Below are 17,068 nucleotides of genomic sequence, written 5' to 3'. Positions count from 1 at the left end.
ATCTTGTTTGGCTTTTTTTGTAATTATCAATTGGCATAATGTCTGCAACAGGGAGGGCATATCAGTTATAGGAAATGCCGCCATGAAAGCTACTCCAAATCGTCAATTGAATTTTCAAGCAGGCTTCACCTTAATTGAACTAATGATTGTCGTTGCCATCATAGGTATTTTAGCAGCCATTGCCATTCCACAATATCAAATTTATATAGGTAAAACGCAAGCAGGTCGGGTTATTAATGAGTTAGGTCAGCTGCGATTGACCGTTGAAGAATGTTTGCAAACTGGTCGAAACGTCATCGGTACAAGTTCGACCGAGTGTGACCCGAGAGCGTCGGCGTCTAACTTAATTATTGGCAGCTCACAAGTGGGCGTTGTGCTACCAAACAATGTTGGCGTTGCCCAAATTAGCAACCCTTTAACGTTAACGACATCGATTACCGCAACGGTTTCTAATCAGGTTAATCCAAAACTTGCCGGAAAAAAAGTCGTTTGGCTTCGCGACAGTGGCGGCTCTTGGCGTTGTCATAGCAATATTGAGTCAGTTTATCTGCCCATGTCTTGTAATTTTGATTCAAGCTTATAAAGAAAGCCATTAAACAAAAAACCACCGATTAGCTTAGCCAATCGGTGGTTTTTGTTTTTCTGCTAAATTTTGAGCCTACTTTTCCAAATACTGCAATTTACCTTCAACATAGTTTTACATCCCTGCAAACAGCTGCGCCTCGACCACCTTTGGTACATATCCGGTTAACGCCGGTTGGTCACTTAACCCAAGCCGCTCATAGACCTGACCGCCGATGCCGGGGATGACCTCACCATTATGGCGCTCATTATCGATGGCAAAGCAGATAAAGCGAAACTTTTGTGAAATATGGTCAGGAAACTCCGCCTTAAGCTTACGTTCTGAGTCGCGGTGAGCGACAGGAGCTAAGATAAATATGGTCGCAATCTTTGGTAGCGCCGTCAGCATCTCAATCAAATTGGTTCGCACTACGCAGCTTCCTGAAATGACAGACTTTACGATCATAATTTGGGTCGCTTGCTGATAGTCCGGCTCAATAAATTTGTGAACGATGGGGGCGACGCTTGACTGATTGGGCAGTTGATAATGATGATTCCAAAATACCGCAAGCCGCGTGTCGATGTGCCGATCATGAAGCGCTTGGATCACTCCTGCTTGCAAAAAGTCGGCATCTTCAGCGGTTGCGATCACAAGCGTCGTCGTATCGCCTGCAGGCGGCAGCGCGCTTGCCGCGATAGCGCCCAACAGCTTGCCAAGTGCGGTCATATGCTCGCGGTATTGTATAGGATTTTGGGTGCTGTCAAGCAGCCCTTGCAAGTGCGCTTTGGCAGTCGTGGTCGCGATAGAGGTAAAATGGCGTTGATGATTCATTTGATCGCGCTCCTTTAATGAGAGCTTAAATGCTGAGTTAACGATTGCGCCGTAAGCTGTAAGATAAGCGGCAATAAGTCGTTGATCGTTCGGACTTGAGCCGTGCGCTCATGATCAAGCTGGTTTAGTAGCTCAATATTGATGCTCGTTGCAAACCCTGACGGCAATCTAATCGTTAGAATATCATATTCTAAACCATAGCGGATAGAGGGCGGTGCGTTCGTTAAGAGTTGTTGTAGCCAATCAGGCAGTAAAAAAGTACCTTTTGAGGCGCGAAATTTCACAAACGGATTGGGATGACCTTCTGCTTGCGCTTGCGTAAAAATATCAGCAACAGACTGATAGTGATTGGCTTGTAACACCCCTAAGATAAGCTTCGCCGCATAATCGATATTGGAGCGATTGTTATTATTAATCAGCTTTTGGATAAATCGGGACAGCGACGTTTGATAGACAAGCTCATACAATGTGGGATGATAAGCAAAATACTGGCAAGTGTCTTTATCTACCAAGTGAGGCGGTATTTTATCTAAGTTTTGTCGTGCTTTTACTTTATCAGACACCAAAAGACAATTGATGGATTCAGCCATTTGATGGCAGTCGGTATCAATTAGCCGCTGCTTAGCAAATCGATCGCTGATTTCAGGTGTCCAGTCAGCCGTCGATCCTGAAGAGTTTTTGGCTTGGTAGTTGTATTTGATACGCCGGTTATTATCGATATGACAGATATCGTCAACAAAGCCCAATACTTGATTGGCAAGAATTTGCTGATTGAGATCAATATCATCTTGGACAGCGATTTCAAAAGCTTTGAACAATTGAAAATAATTTTCGTAGTCGCGACCTTTGCTGTTATTTAGACCGCCTTGATGAATGTTTTTTAGATTTAGACAAGCCGCTTTCCCAAAATTTTGGTGGACATAATCAAGAATGTGCTTGTCATCAATCATGGTTATAACTTTGCCCAATTAAAAAAATAGCAATGCCAGATTGCTCTAAGCATTGCTTATCTTTTGCAGATTTAATCTACTTTTCCAAATACTGCAACTTACCTTCGACGCCGTCCCACTTAGCGGCTTCCGGCAGTTTGTCTTTCATCTCGGTGATGTTTGGCCACTTTTGCGCAAGCTCTTCATTGAGCTGAATAAAGACCTCTTGACCTTTGGGCACTTCATCTTCTGAAAAAATGGCGTTGGCGGGACATTCCGGCTCACAAAGGGCGCAGTCGATGCACTCGTCAGGGTCGATTGCCAAAAAGTTGGGGCCTTCATAAAAGCAGTCCACAGGGCAGACTTCCACGCAGTCGGTGTATTTACAAAGGATGCAGTTATCTGTAACAACAAAGGTCATAGCGATGGCTACCTGTGATTGGACGGTTGGACAAGGGGGTGAAAATGTTGGTCATATTTTAGCGCTTTTGCGGACGATTAACAATTGCCAATCGACCCAAGCAAGCGTTTCAGCGCATAAAGCGCGTCATGGGCTTGTTTTGGGGTGAGGTGGTCGGGGTCGATGGCGTGAATGGCGTCAAGAAGTACGCTTGGCGCTGATGCTAAGTTATCTGATTGATTTTGCTCAGTATTATTAGCAAAGTAAGCGGCTTTTGGGCTGGCAACGTGTGGTAGATTTCGGGATAACTGCTTAGATGTTGGTGCGTTATTCACCGTAGCATTAGCCGCGATTGCCGTTATTGACTTATTAGACTTAGCTAAGTCGCAATTGCTATGATTGCCATCCTTGAGCATCGCATCAAGGCAGCGCTTGGCGTCATCGATGACCTCCGCTGGGATTCCTGCCATTTTGGCGACATGAAGCCCAAAGCTTGAGCTTGCCGCGCCCTCAACGATTTGGTGCAAGAGCAACAGTTCGCCATCGACTTCGCTTGCGGCAACGTGGACATTGCGGATATTGGGATTGCTTGCAGCAAGGGCGGTCAGCTCAAAGTAATGGGTGGCAAATAAGGTGGCGCAGTTGAGTTGCGTTAGCCGCGTTAGGCAAGCTTGGGCGATGGCAAGACCGTCGGTGGTTGCCGTTCCGCGACCGATTTCATCCATGAGCACAAGGGACTTATCAGTAGCTTGGTTTAAAATATTGGCGGTTTCAATCATCTCCACCATAAAGGTTGATTTGCCACCTGCCAAGTCATCGCTTGAGCCAATTCGGGTAAAAATGCGGTCGATATTGCCAATGGTGGCAGAGCTTACTGGAACAAAGCTTCCCACATGAGCCAAAAGGACAATCAGCGCAGTTTGGCGCATAAAGGTCGATTTGCCGCCCATATTAGGGCCCGTGATAAGTAGCAAGCGTTCGGGGTACTTGCTATTGCCAATCTCGCAATCATTGGCGACAAAGGGCGCTTGGCTTATCCGCTGATGGCGGTCTTGTTTGGCTTTGATTTCAACGACGGCATGGCGACCGCCTTTGATGCTGAGGGCGGCGTCCATTTTGAGCGTTGGTCGCTGCCAATGGTGCTCGGTCGCAAGATTTGCCCAATTGGTAATGACATCAAGTTGCGCAATCGCATTAGCAAGCTGCTGAATAGTGGTAATATCAGTATTTAATTTATTGATAATCTCTTGATAAAGCTGCTTTTCGCGAGCCAGTGCCAAAGACTGAGCGTCTAAATATTCAGTTTCTAAATTTTTTAGCTCATCAGTAATAAAGCGCTCGCTGCTTTTGAGGGTTTGCCTACGGATAAAGTGCTCAGGGGCGCTTTGGGCTTGCAGTTTTGGCAATTCAAAATAAAAGCCGCTGACTTTGTTAAAGCCGACTTTGAGGCTTGGCAGATTATTCGCGGCGCGTTCGCGAGCCATCATGTCATCAAGGGTCGCCTGAATGTTGTCATGCAAATGGGTCAAGCGGTCAAGCTCAACATCAAAGCCGCTCATCAGCATTCCGCCGTCGCGGATATGCGCGGGGGGGTCTGCGATAATGGCGCTCTCGATAAAGGCTTTGATTTGGATGAGCTTATCGTCTGCTGTCGGCAACTGACTGACAATTTGTGTCAGTAATGTTGCTGACAATTTTGGGTCAGTTGATTTTGTTTTTTCTAATAAAGGCTGTAGTAAATTGGCAAGCTCAAGACTTGAGCCTATACCCTCGGCAAGCTTTCGCAAATCGCGCGGTTTGGCGGTATTAAGGGCAATCCGGCTGCTGATGCGCTCAATATCGCCGATTTGGGACAGTTTGGCTTGCAAATTGTCAATCAGACTAGTTTGCAAAGGCTGAGTTTGATTTGCGGCTGTTATTAAAAGTTCAACGGCGTCCAAGCGCGCGTTGACTTGACCATGATTGCGAAGCGGTCGCTTTAACTGCGCGGCAAGTAACCGGCGACCCATCGGCGTTTTGCAATGATTAATGATGCTCATCAGCGCCGTTCCGTTTGGAGTGACGGGGGCAAAAATTTCTAAATTTTGCTGACTTTGCGCATCAATGATTAAATAGTCTTGATTGGTTTCAATAATGAGCTGATTAACCTGCGGGACTTGGCGCTGCTGAGTCTGCCGAGCATAATGAATAAGCGCCGCGCAGCTGGATTGGCAAAGCGGCAAGTCACTAATCCCTAAACCATCCAATCTTGTCACCAAAAATTGCTCGCAAAGGGTATTGCTGGCATGACTTCGGTGAAAGTCACTGGCGGCAACGTCGATGATGGGGCAGTCAAGATTTTGATTCAGCCAAAGCTTTAACTGGTTATCCGCCGTTTCGCTAATTAAGCATTCACTTGGGGCAAATCGGGTTAAGACGGTTTGTAATTGCGCGGTGAGCGCTTGCCAAGTATTTTCGCTAATGGCTTGAGTAATCAGCGTTCCGGCAGCAAGGTTAAGTTGGCTAACGGCAGCTTGAATGGGTTTGTTCGAGTTTGCTTTTGGCAGCTCAATATCAATGGCGACAACGGTTGGCGTTTGCCCTGAGCTGATAAGCGCATCATCGGTAAGCGTCCCTGCGGTTAAGGTTTTGACCACTTCGCGGCGCATGATTCCGGTGGCGCTGGCTGATTTTTTACTTTTCTCGCCGATGTTTTTATTAAGGTTTTTACTTTTTGCCGGAATGGTTTGGTTATTGGCGTTGCCGTTTTTATTAATGTTATTGCTATTTTCTGACTCATCGATTTGCTCACAAACGACGACGGTTTGACCGGCGGCAATAAGCCTTGCCATATAGCTGTCGGCGGCGTGAAAGGGCACTCCTGCCATGGCAATAGGATTTCCGGCTTTGTCATTACCGCGCTTTGTTAAGGTGATGTCCAAAATTTCGGCGGCGCGTTTGGCATCGTCAAAAAACAGCTCATAAAAATCGCCCATTCGGTACAGCAAAAGCGCATTCGGGTAGCGCGCTTTCATGGTCAGGTACTGAACCATCATCGGCGTGTGGTCGTTTAAATCAAAAATTTGCTGATTGATGCTAAGTTTGCCGTCATTGATAGGTTGATTAAAGTTGAGCGCGGGTTGGTTGACATGGGGGAAAGATTGCAAATTTGGCGCAGATTTTTTGGTCATTCAAAGTCTCAATTCTTAAAAAGGGTTGGCAGATAATTCAAGATAATCTTATTTATTATCAGCACGATTGGGCTATTTTATCATGATTTAACGGTAGTTTTGCGCGCAAATATGACCTGCTGCCCTTGTATCCATGACCGCGATAACCATATATAATGAGGCACACTTTGTAGGGTGATGGTCAGCCATGATTGCTGGCAATCAAAAATTTTCAAAGGTTAAATTATATGTTATCAAAGATTGTAGGCAGTGTGGTCGGCACCAAAAACGAGCGCGAACTTAAACGCATGCGCCGCGTGGTGGACAAGGTCAACGCCCAAGAAAAAAATATCCAAGCCCTAAGCGATGAGGCGCTCAAACAAAAAACTGAAGAGTTCAAATCGCGACACCAAAACGGCGAAAGCTTGGATGCGCTGCTGCCTGAAGCCTTTGCGGTTTGCCGTGAGGCGTCCTTGCGCGTCACCGGAATGCGCCATTATGACGTGCAATTGATTGGCGGTATCACCTTGCATGAAGGCAAAATCGCCGAGATGAAAACCGGTGAGGGTAAAACCTTGATGGCGACCCTTGCCATTTATCTCAACGCCATTAGCGGTAAGGGCGTTCACGTAGTTACGGTCAACGACTACTTGGCGGCGCGTGATGCTGAATTAAACCGACCGCTATTTGCCTTTTTGGGGCTAAGCGTTGGCGTGATTTACTCGCAGCAGCCGGCGCATGACAAGGTTGCCGCTTATCAAGCTGACATCACTTACGGCACCAACAACGAATACGGCTTTGATTATCTTCGCGATAATATGGTGTTCAGCTTGGGTGAGAAAAAACAGCGACCGCTGAATTATGCCATTATTGATGAAATTGACTCGATTTTGATTGATGAAGCGCGAACGCCGCTGATTATCTCCGGTCAAGCTGAAGATTCCTCAAGAATGTACGCGCTGATTAACACCATCATTCCGCGCCTCAAACGCTCAAAAGATGAAGAAGCCAATAAAAATAACGAAGACGAAGATTTTTGGATTGATGAAAAAAATCGGCAAATCGAAATCAGCGAAAAAGGCTATGAGAAAATCGAACGCTTTTTGATGGAAGTCGGCGAGCTTGGCGAAAATGAAAGCCTTTATAGCCCAAGCCGGTTACCGCTCCTCGCCCACGTCCAAGCTGCCATCCGCGCCCATCATATTTTTGTTAAAAACATTCACTACATCGTCCATGAAGGCGAGGTGATTATCGTTGATGAAAACACCGGTCGCACCATGCCCGGTCGCCGCTGGTCAGAAGGCTTGCATCAAGCGGTTGAAGCTAAAGAAAACGTTGAGATTCAAGCGGAAAACCAAACGCTAGCAACCACCACGTTCCAGAACTATTTCCGACTTTATGACAAATTATCGGGAATGACCGGAACGGCAGATACCGAAGCGGCGGAGTTTAAATCAACTTATGATTTGGACGTGGTGGTCATTCCAACGCACCGCCCGATTGCTCGGGTGGATTTGGATGACCAAATCTTTTTGACCAAACTTGGCAAATATAAAGGCATCATCCGCGAGATTAAAGAAATCCAAGCCAAAGGCGCGCCGGTGCTTGTTGGAACGGCAACGATTGAAGCGTCAGAGGAGCTATCCTACCTACTTGACCAAGAAGGCATCAAGCATAACGTGCTAAACGCCAAGCAGCACGAGCGTGAAGCGGAAATCATCGCCCAAGCCGGCAGCCCCAAAGCCGTCACCATCGCTACCAACATGGCAGGTCGCGGAACGGATATTATTTTGGGCGGCAACTGGCAGTCATTTATTGAGGACATCGATGCGGTAAGCCCTGATGAGCTTGCGCGCTTAAAAGCCGACTGGCAAGTGAAGCATGACCAAGTCGTTGCTGCCGGTGGTCTGCATATCATCGGCTCTGAGCGCCACGAGTCGCGCCGGATTGACAACCAGCTTCGCGGTCGCGCCGGTCGTCAAGGTGACCCTGGCATGTCGCGCTTTTTCTTATCGCTTGAAGATGATTTGATGCGTATTTTTGCCGGTGACCGCGTCGTTAATATGATGCGTGCCATGGGGCTTAAAGAAGACGAAGCCATTGAGCATAAAATGGTTTCAAAATCCATTGAAAACGCCCAAGGTAAAGTGGAAGCCCGCGACTTTGACGCCCGTAAAAACCTGCTGAAATACGATGACGTCGCCAACGAGCAGCGAAAAGTTATTTACGGTCAGCGTGATGATTTGCTTGCCGAGATGGACTTATTGGACGCCATCGATGCCATGCATTATGAAGTTTATAACGCCATGATTGACCAGTTTGTTCCGCCAGGGTCGGTTGATGACCAGTGGAACATCGACGGTCTTGAGGACGAGCTTGAGGACGAATTTAAGCTTTATATGCCGATTAATGACTGGCTTGATGAAGACCGCCGATTGGACGAAGAAGGGCTTCGCGACAAGATTATCCAAACCGCGCTTGATCATTATCACGGCCGCCGCGAGCAAATGGGCGAGACCAACGCCGCTCAGCTTGAGCGCCATTTTATGCTGCAAAGCCTTGATAAGCACTGGAAAGAGCATTTAACCCAAATGGACCAGCTGCGAAAAGGCATCCATCTTCGCGGTTATGCGCAAAAAAATCCCGAGCAAGAATATAAGCGCGAGTCGTTTGAATTGTTTCAAATGATGCTTGGGGCGATTAAATCGGAAACGGTTCAGGATTTATCGCGTGTTCATATCCCAACCAAAGAGGAGCTTGAGGCGCTAGAGGCTCAGCAGCGCGCCGAGCAGCAACGCTTGCAAGAGCTGATGCACTTTGAGCACGATGAGGGCGGCAGCTTGGGCGAGGAGGGCGACAATTCACGCGAAACCCCACGAGCTCGCGGTCAGATGCAAATTACCCTTGGCGGCGGCGGCATCTCAGTGGCAGGCGCAGGCGAGGGTATTGAGCTTGATAAAAAAGAGCCCAACCCTTATGCGGGCATGAACATCAGCCGAAATGCGCCTTGTCCTTGTGGTTCAGCGCTCAAATATAAGCAATGTCACGGCAAAATTTAAAATAATAACAAGCAAATTGGCAATGGGTTGATGACCATTGGCGGCTGTATTTCAACCCCATGCAATACCCCATGCAAATAGGGTTTAGCTACCAAAAGTTCATTTACAAATTGGGCATAGGCGATTGTGAATCGGCACGCTATAGTAATAACCACCCACTTTGAGGAGATGATTATGAAATTAGGGCAGTTTAGAGGTTCAGTGCTCGTCACCGGCTTGATGATTGGGGCGCTAAGCTTAAGCGCTTGTCAAAAGCCTGAGCCGGACAATAGCGCCGAAACCGACTTGAGCAGCGAGCAAGCCGTTCCGATGTCCGCTGAGCCTGCTGAGCCAAATGATGCGATTGTTGCCACAGATGCTCCTGCCGATGATGTGGCTGACGATACCGTGGCAATGGTGACTGGCGGCGTTGCTCAAATTCAGTACCTTTGCACCCCTGAATTTAAAGTCGATGCCACGTACAAAGATGATGCCAATCAAGTGGTTCTTGAAACCAATCAAGGTACGCTGACTTTGGATAAAACCAATGACGGCACCAATCCTGAAGTTTACGAAGTCAAAACTGCCATTGATGGCAGCGAAGGCATCACCGAATGGCGCGTGGCACATAAAGCCCGTGAAACTGGCGTGATTCGTGTTTTAGATGCAAATGACAAAGAAGTCAGCACCTATGAGTGCAAACGCGAGGACAAACCGGCTGTTGCCCCTGCAGGTTAATATTTTGGCGTGATTGGCAAAATAAAAAAGCAACGGTAACGTTGCTTTTTTTATGCGCATTTAAACGTTGTTTTACCGGTGAGGATGCGATAAAAAGCCTTCTTCGGTAACTTCCAATTCTTCGTGTTGCAGGGCAACCGCCACGCTATCGGTATGCGTATGCGTGGTTTTGCTGACGTTTACTTCTTGAACCACGTAAGTGTCTTTGGTCACCGTTGCTATTTGTCTTGAAATCACAATCTCAACTGGACTGTCACCAATCTCGACCTGATTGCCGTTAATCGTCACTACCGCTTTATTATCAAGGGTTGGCGCAACGTGGCGAACGACGTCTTTATCCTCATAATTGCCCGTTAGCAAATCTTGCTGCTCATCATTGCTAAACTCTGTTTGCACCGTGATGTATTCTTCAAGCAGCTCGATGGGCACATTCACGGTTTTGGTTCGCGTGTGTTTGGTGACAACGACTTTGCCCACATCAACGCGCTCTTTGCTGACAACGGGGCGCTCCTCAAGCAGCTCAAGGTGACCGCCGATTTTCTGAGCGGCTTGGGCTTGAGGGTTTGAAGGATTTGAAGGCTTTGCTGAGCTCAGTGAGTCATGAGCCGTATTGTTTTGAAGGCGGGCTGCTTCAGCGGCAGGCAGTTTATGGCTGCTGCTATCATCGGTCAAAAATGCTTGGGGCTGATGCTCATCGGTAAGGGCTTTTTGGTCATTTTGCGGTGATTGTGGCTGACTATTCCCACCTGATACTTGAGGGCTTGGACTCAGCGAGGGCAACTCATTTTGCAATGGGTTATGATTGAGGTCAGGGTTATTAACGTGGTCAGTTGACATGGCGCGCTCCTATTATTGTTATTCTTAATATTATGAAGACTAAGGCGATTAAAGCCGCTCATAAAAAAGGTCAGAGACGCGCTCTGACCTTTTTATTACGATACTTGATGCCGTTAAGTGAATTAGCACAAAGCTGCGAGATTACATGCCACGAGCGCGGCGGACGTCTTCGGCAGTGATGCCTTCACGGTTGACGATATTGCCTTCACGGTCAACCACGTTGCCTTCACGGTCAACATCAAGTTCTTCGCGCTGAATGGTTTCAGCAATGGTTTCTGTATGATGCTGAGTGGTTTTACCAACGCTCACTTCTTCTGCCACATAAGTTTCTTTACCAACGCGGGCGCGCTCGGCTTCTAGCTCAACTTCAATGGTTTGGTTGTGCAGGTCATCACCAATGCGGCGCTCTGTTGGGCGGTCAACGTTCGTACGTTCGATATGAGCGTGCTCTTCTTCTAGGTCAACATCGATGTTGCGCTCTTCCGTGACCACGTGCTTGCCGACTTTGACCAATCCAGCAACAATGCGGTCTTTATTGACCGTCAAGCGCTCTTCTAGCAGCTCAAGGGTATTTGGTGCATTGTATGAGGTATCTTGAACTTCAAAACGCTCAGCTTCTGGAACGGTGTCGGCTACAAAGGCTTTGCGGTCGCGCTCATACTGCTCTTTGTAGCTGTATTGATAGTCGTGGTCGTAAACTTCCATGGCTTCAACTTGTGATTTAGTGAGGCTATCAAAGAACACGTCGTCACCAACAATGCGCGCAAGTCCTGCAGGAACAAGAACTTCTTTTGAGCTGAACCAACCGCCAGCATCAACGATTAAGTAGCGAATACGACCGGTGGTGTCTTCAACCAATGCGCCTTCGATTTTACCAATTTTTTCTTCATTGGCGCCGTAAGCGGTTTTGCCCGTTGGGTCATAATAGTCGTCACCGATAAGGTCGCGGTGAGTGGCTTGGATATCTCGTAAGCGGATAAGTTGGCTCATTATAATTGTCCTTCTGTGAGTTATTATTAAAATAAAATTCCGGCTGATTAAATTTCAGTCGCGGCAAAGGGTTTTTGGCTACTGTCGATAACTACAACTGGCAACTATCACTCAAAAATAAAACAACCAGTTAGGTTATTGATAGTTAAAGTAATGTTGGTTGCCAATTGGTCATTTCAGGGTGTTAATTTAACCTTACAGCCTCAACTTGTGATTATCGTAACACTGCAAATTTTTAAGGGATATATAATCGGCGTAGCAAAGTGTGATTAACGCGTTAAGTCGTGTAATGGGCTGTAAGTGGCATAACAACCCTGCCTTATAAAGTAACGCTTTTTTACAGTAATGAACTTAATTTCAGTTATTTAATAGTGTCTTGTCAATGCCAAAACGTTAAAAACCGCCTCTATCAATACCAATAGACGCGGTTTTAAGCAATTGACTTTAGATAAATAGAACTGAAAAAAATAGGACTGAAATAATTAGAACTGAAATAAATAGAATTTAATCACGCTCAATAGCAATGGCAACCGCTTCACCGCCGCCAATGCAAAGGGTAGCAATGCCTTTTTTACCGCCGGTGCGCTCAAGGGAGTTGATCAGCGTCACCACAATTCGCGCGCCCGAGCAGCCAACCGGATGCCCTAACGCACAAGCGCCGCCCTCGATGTTGACACGGCTATGGTCAAGGTCAAACGCTTCCATTGCTGCCATGGTCACCATGGCAAAGGCTTCGTTAATTTCCCAAAGGTCAACCTCAGAAACCTGCCAACCGGCGTTATCAAGCACTTTTTGAATGGCGCCAATGGGGGCGGTGGTAAATTCGCTTGGGTGCTGTGAGTGCGAGGCAGTGGCGATAATTCGCGCTTGATAGGGTAGGTTTTGCGCGTCAGCATTGGATTTGCTCATAAGCACGACAGCTGCCGCGCCATCAGAGATTGAACTGGCATTAGCGGCGGTAATCGTACCGTCTTTGGCAAACGCGGCGCGCAGTTTTGGGATACGTTCAGCATCAGCAAGCGCCGGCTCTTCGTCTGTATCAACAGTGACTTCACCTTTGCGTGTTTTGAGGGTAACAGGGGTAATTTCGTTTTTAAAATGACCGTCGTTGATGGCAGTTAGGGCGCGATTTAACGACTCAATGGCAAAGGCGTCCATTTGCTCGCGTGAATAGCCTTTGTTATCCGCCATCTCTTGCGCAAATTGCCCCATAAGTTTGCCGGTTTCGGCGTCCTCTAAGCCATCGGTGAACATATGGTCGAGGACTTCTTTGTGACCCATTCGGTAGCCTTGGCGAGCGTTTGGCAGTAAATACGGCGCGTTGGTCATCGACTCCATGCCGCCTGCGACCGCAATGTCAACGCTGCCAGCAGCAATACCATCCGCCGCTTGCATAATGGCTTTAAGCCCCGAGCCGCAAAGCTTGTTGATGGTGACCGCGGCGGTGCTGTCTGGCAATCCAGCTTGGCGCAGGGCTTGGCGGGCAGGACCTTGACCAAGCCCTGCGGTCAAAATGCAGCCCATGATGACTTCATCGACCGCGCTGCTATCAACGCCTGAGCGCTCAATGGCCGCTTGAATTGCTGCTGCGCCAAGGTCGGTCGCTGTCGCACCGCTAAGAGCGCCTTGAAAGCCGCCCATTGGGGTTCGCGCGCCATTAACGATGACGATGGGGTCGGGTTGCACTTTGCTCATAATCACTCCAAAATTTTTAGCTGAATTTAAAAAATTATCTTTTAGTTATATCAAAAATGGGCTTGCCATAGTAAGACTACGACAAACCCATCAGTCAAGCAAAGTGCTAAGCTTTATTTTTTGTTGGCTTACTTATTAAATAAGCAACTAGAATAAATAATTACGACGACAACTCATCCAAACGAATGCGAACCACGCTGTCCGTAACCGCATCTAATTGCTCAATTTTGGCAATGGCTTGATTCATTTGCGTTTCAACCACCGGCAAGGTCAAGATAATGATAGGAACTTGACCGACTTTATGGGCAGGTTTTTGCAAAATGGCGTCAATGTTAATGCTAAAATCACTTAAAATTCGCGTGATGTCGGCGAGCACCCCCGGATTGTCATAAGCATGAACGCGAAGATAATAGCCGGTGGTCATTTGCTCCGCCGGTAAAATCGCCAAATCATTCAGCTGCTCAGGGATAAATGCCAAATGCGGAACGTGGTGACCGTGATTGTCCGTGCCAAGAACGCGAACCAAATCCATCACATCAGCCATCACCGCCGACGCCGTTGCTCCTGCGCCCGCGCCATCGCCATAATAAAGCGTCTGTCCAAGCGGATGGGCGTTAACAAGAACCGCGTTTTTCACGCCGTTAACGTTGGCAAGTAAGGTATCTTTAGGGATTAAAGTTGGGTGAACACGAAGCTCAATTCCGGCAGGGCGGTCATCAATTGCCGCGCGGCGAACGGCAAACCCCAAGTGCTTGATGCGATAGCCAAGCTCTTCGGCATACTCAACGTCTTGCAAGGTAATTTTGGTAATGCCCTCACAGTAAACCTTATCAAATTGCAGCGGCATACCAAAGGCAATCGAAGCCAGTAGCGCAAGTTTATGCGCCGCGTCAATACCTTCCACATCAAAGGTTGGGTCAGCTTCAGCGTAGCCTAGCGCTTGCGCCTCGGTGAGAACTTCTGCAAATGGGCGACCGGTTTCACGCATTTCGCTCATAATGAAATTGCCCGTACCGTTAATGATTCCGGCAAGCCAATCGACTTTGTTAGCGGCTAATGCCTCACGCATCACTTTAATAATTGGAATGCCGCCTGCCACTGCCGCTTCATAAGCCACGTGAACGTTATGTTTTTCAGCTAAAGCAAAAATCTCATTGCCATGTTCCGCCAAAAGCGCTTTGTTTGCGGTAACCACGTGTTTGCCATTTTTAATAGCTTTGATAATCAACTCTTTGGCAAGGGTCGTACCACCAATCACTTCAATGACAATATCAACCTCATCACTTGCCACAATTGCCATCAAATCACGGCTTTGATGGATGCTTGGGTCAATATCATCGCGGTCGCGGCGAACGCCCACCGTGGTAATCTTAATATCGCGACCGCTTCTGCGCTTTAATTCATCCAAATTGTCATTGATTAAATGGACGACGCCCGTTCCGACCGTTCCTAGCCCAAGTATCGCAAGATTGATAGAGTGACTCACAGTATCCTCAAGTTTTTAATTAAAAAAATAGATAAAAATAAATGGATTGGCAAAAATAAAATGAAAAAGTTAGCCAATAAAAAAGTTGCTAAGCTTTTCGTTATCATACGTTGAACCGGCGCTGCCGTCTATAGTTAGCGGGCTAAACGACTGATAAAAAAGCGGATAATAAATTAAAAAAAACGAGCCAAAATTAAGCCCGTTTTTTTAAGATTAATTGTTGATGGCAGCCTCAGCCAACTGAGCGGCAGGCAGATAGCCGCCGATTTGCTGACCGGACTCAGTGAAAATGGCTGGTGTTCCGCGAACGCCTAAGCGCATGCCAAGTGCCATTTGCTCGCCAACGGGATTGTTACAAGCTTTTGCGCTGACATTTTCGCCAATTTTAGCATCGTTCATGGTTTTTTTACGGTCGCTGCTGCACCAAATCGCCTCCATTTTTGGAATCGACTGCTCACTTCGTGGCCATGCCAAATAACGAACCTCAATCCCGCGAGCGTTGATATCGCTCATTTCCTCATGAAGCTTTCGGCAATAGCCACAATCGGCATCAGTAAAGGCATAAACCACCGCTTTGGTCGCCCCTTTCGCCGGATAAATAATCATGTCTTTTTTGGCGACATTTTTCAGCTCATCTTTAGCCGCTTTTGCGGTAATGGCGCTGCTAATATCGACCGGTTCGCCGTCACCGACAGCGATAATCTGACCTTGAATGATGTGCTTTCCGGATTTGTCGGTAAAAAATGGCGGCAAGCCCTCAGCCGTTACCCAATAAATGCCGCTCATATCGGTTGGCACGGCAGAGATGATTTTTTCTTCAATCCCTGAGGCTTTTAAGTTTTCTTGCAGCGACTGCGCCACCTTGCGGTCACTGTCTTTTGCCACCGCCGTTGTTTTTGCTTGCGCGCTATTGACAACTTTGCTGCCGCCGGCGTCAGCTGCATTATTTGAGCAGCCAGAAGCAATGATAATCACCAAAGCCGTCATCAGTGCCGAGGTCAGCTTATTTTGTTTAAAAACGGTAGCTGCAAAAATCGAGGGTCGAAACATATCGCAAGTCCTAGGGCGCAAGCCTGATTGAGGAGAAAAGCAAAAAAGCGCAATCATCGCTTTTTTAAAAAGTTAACGGGCTAAAAAACGCCTGAGCGTTTGATATTAAAGCAAATATTTGGATTATCTTAACATATTTTTTAAATCATTCGCTAATATTCCCCAACGCTTTTAGCAAAAATTTGCAATTTTGTCTTTAATATGAGTAGGTTAGGGTTAATGTTATAAAAAGTATAGTAATGCCAACAAAACACCGTCTTAGATACATTTGTCATCTGTAATATTTAAATTCAAATCATTAAGCTACAGTCAATATAAGAATAAATCATTATAGTAATGGCGATTTTTGGAACGAATTAACGAGGAGTGATTATGGCTGGAGCAAGCTTACTTGCCTTATTAGATGACATCAGCGTCATTTTGGACGATGTGTCCTTGATGACTAAAGTTGCTGCCAAAAAAACGGCAGGCGTTTTGGGCGATGATTTGGCGCTCAACGCCGAGCAGGTCACCGGCGTTAAAGCCGACCGCGAGCTTCCGGTCGTTTGGGCAGTGGCAAAAGGTTCATTGGTCAATAAGGTAATTTTAGTTCCTGCCGCTTTGCTCATTAGCGCCATTTATCCGCCGCTGGTGACCTTTTTATTGATGTGCGGCGGCTTATATTTGTCTTATGAGGGCGCAGAAAAAGTCATTCACAAATTCTGGCCGCACCTATTGCCGCATGACGAGGAACAATCGGCACGGCTGCAAGCCAATGCTGACGAAAGTATCGATTTGGTGGCGTTTGAAAAACAAAAAATCAAAGGCGCGATTCGAACCGATTTTATTTTGTCCGCTGAAATTATTGTGATTGCGCTTGGCTCAGCCGTTGGGGCAAGCTTGCTTGAAAAAAGCTTGATGCTTGCCATTATTGCCGTTGCCTTGACCTTAGGCGTTTATGGTTTGGTTGCCGGAATTGTCAAAATGGACGATTTGGGATTTTATTTATTAAAAAAACCAAGCGAGGCGGCTAAAAAATTTGGTGAGTTTTTATTGTCCGCCGCGCCAAAATTGATGAAGTTTTTATCGATTGCCGGAACGATTGCCATGTTTTTGGTGGGCGGTGGTATTTTGGTTCATGGGGTCAATTACTTACATCACGAGGTAGAAAATCTTGCGCATCTGACCGGCATTTTTGAAAGCGTGACCACGATGCTACTTAATTCGGTCGTTGGATTGATTGCCGGTGTGTTGGTGGTCATTATTGTGACCATAATTGGTAAACTTCGCCAAAAAGCGGCGCATTAATTGCCAATTTTTTAAAATGAATTAACTAAAAAGAAAAACCCCAAAAGCTGACTTTTGGGGTTTTTTACTGCTATAA

The 17,068-nt window shown here is 46.9% G+C and carries 13 protein-coding genes; 4 read left to right on the top strand and 9 right to left on the bottom strand.

The window, feature by feature from the left end:
- Positions 1–82: 82 nt before the first annotated feature.
- Positions 83–583 (top strand): pilin, encoded by a 501-nt coding sequence (locus tag ACZ5XY_RS04510; RefSeq protein ID WP_464743283.1) that lies wholly within the window; start codon positions 83–85, stop codon positions 581–583.
- A gap of 114 nt (positions 584–697) precedes the next feature.
- On the opposite strand, the gene ACZ5XY_RS04505 is transcribed toward ACZ5XY_RS04510, so the two are convergent.
- The 4 genes from ACZ5XY_RS04505 to mutS form a co-directional block, all read right to left on the bottom strand.
- Positions 698–1,393 carry a hypothetical protein gene (locus ACZ5XY_RS04505; RefSeq protein ID WP_464743281.1) on the bottom strand — a complete coding sequence of 232 codons (696 nt, stop codon included), beginning with the start codon at positions 1,391–1,393 and terminating at the stop codon, positions 698–700.
- Between the two features lie 14 nt (positions 1,394–1,407).
- Entirely contained in the window at positions 1,408–2,343 is a 936-nt protein-coding gene (locus ACZ5XY_RS04500; protein ID WP_464743279.1) for a hypothetical protein, read from the bottom strand.
- A 76-nt stretch (positions 2,344–2,419) separates the two neighbouring features.
- Entirely contained in the window at positions 2,420–2,743 is a 324-nt protein-coding gene (gene fdxA, locus ACZ5XY_RS04495; RefSeq protein ID WP_169392236.1) for a ferredoxin FdxA, read from the bottom strand.
- A 77-nt stretch (positions 2,744–2,820) separates the two neighbouring features.
- The gene (mutS, locus tag ACZ5XY_RS04490; protein WP_464743752.1) at positions 2,821–5,757 is read right to left on the bottom strand and encodes a DNA mismatch repair protein MutS; all 2,937 of its coding nucleotides are present in this window, start codon (positions 5,755–5,757) and stop codon (positions 2,821–2,823) included.
- Positions 5,758–6,119: 362 nt separating this feature from the next.
- Between mutS and secA the strand changes: the two genes are divergently transcribed.
- Both secA and ACZ5XY_RS04480 read left to right on the top strand, forming a co-directional pair.
- Complete coding sequence (gene secA / locus ACZ5XY_RS04485) at positions 6,120–8,930, top strand: preprotein translocase subunit SecA (protein ID WP_464743277.1); 2,811 nt, start codon at positions 6,120–6,122, stop codon at positions 8,928–8,930.
- Positions 8,931–9,104: 174 nt separating this feature from the next.
- Positions 9,105–9,647 (top strand): hypothetical protein, encoded by a 543-nt coding sequence (locus ACZ5XY_RS04480; RefSeq protein WP_464743275.1) that lies wholly within the window; start codon positions 9,105–9,107, stop codon positions 9,645–9,647.
- Between the two features lie 72 nt (positions 9,648–9,719).
- Here the strand turns inward: ACZ5XY_RS04480 and ACZ5XY_RS04475 are convergent, their stop codons facing one another.
- From ACZ5XY_RS04475 to ACZ5XY_RS04455, 5 genes are all read right to left on the bottom strand, one after another.
- Positions 9,720–10,484 carry a YsnF/AvaK domain-containing protein gene (locus tag ACZ5XY_RS04475; protein ID WP_464743273.1) on the bottom strand — a complete coding sequence of 255 codons (765 nt, stop codon included), beginning with the start codon at positions 10,482–10,484 and terminating at the stop codon, positions 9,720–9,722.
- 141 nt (positions 10,485–10,625) lie between these two features.
- A complete protein-coding gene (locus ACZ5XY_RS04470; RefSeq protein ID WP_464743271.1) occupies positions 10,626–11,474 on the bottom strand; it encodes a DUF2382 domain-containing protein in 849 nt (282 codons plus the stop codon).
- Between the two features lie 504 nt (positions 11,475–11,978).
- Positions 11,979–13,169, bottom strand: a complete 1,191-nt coding sequence (locus tag ACZ5XY_RS04465; RefSeq protein WP_464743269.1) for a thiolase family protein — start codon at positions 13,167–13,169, stop codon at positions 11,979–11,981.
- A 160-nt stretch (positions 13,170–13,329) separates the two neighbouring features.
- Positions 13,330–14,655, bottom strand: a complete 1,326-nt coding sequence (locus tag ACZ5XY_RS04460; protein ID WP_464743267.1) for a homoserine dehydrogenase — start codon at positions 14,653–14,655, stop codon at positions 13,330–13,332.
- 213 nt (positions 14,656–14,868) lie between these two features.
- The gene (locus ACZ5XY_RS04455; protein WP_464743265.1) at positions 14,869–15,705 is read right to left on the bottom strand and encodes a DsbC family protein; all 837 of its coding nucleotides are present in this window, start codon (positions 15,703–15,705) and stop codon (positions 14,869–14,871) included.
- A gap of 372 nt (positions 15,706–16,077) precedes the next feature.
- Here ACZ5XY_RS04455 and ACZ5XY_RS04450 point away from each other — a divergent pair, with 372 nt between their 5' ends.
- Positions 16,078–16,992, top strand: a complete 915-nt coding sequence (locus ACZ5XY_RS04450; RefSeq protein ID WP_464743263.1) for a DUF808 domain-containing protein — start codon at positions 16,078–16,080, stop codon at positions 16,990–16,992.
- Positions 16,993–17,068 lie beyond the last annotated feature (76 nt).

It is taken from the genome of Psychrobacter sp. GTC18467 (assembly GCF_055397455.1).
The sequence above is the reverse complement of the archived record's forward strand: the minus strand, read 5'-3'. Positions and strand labels throughout refer to the sequence as shown.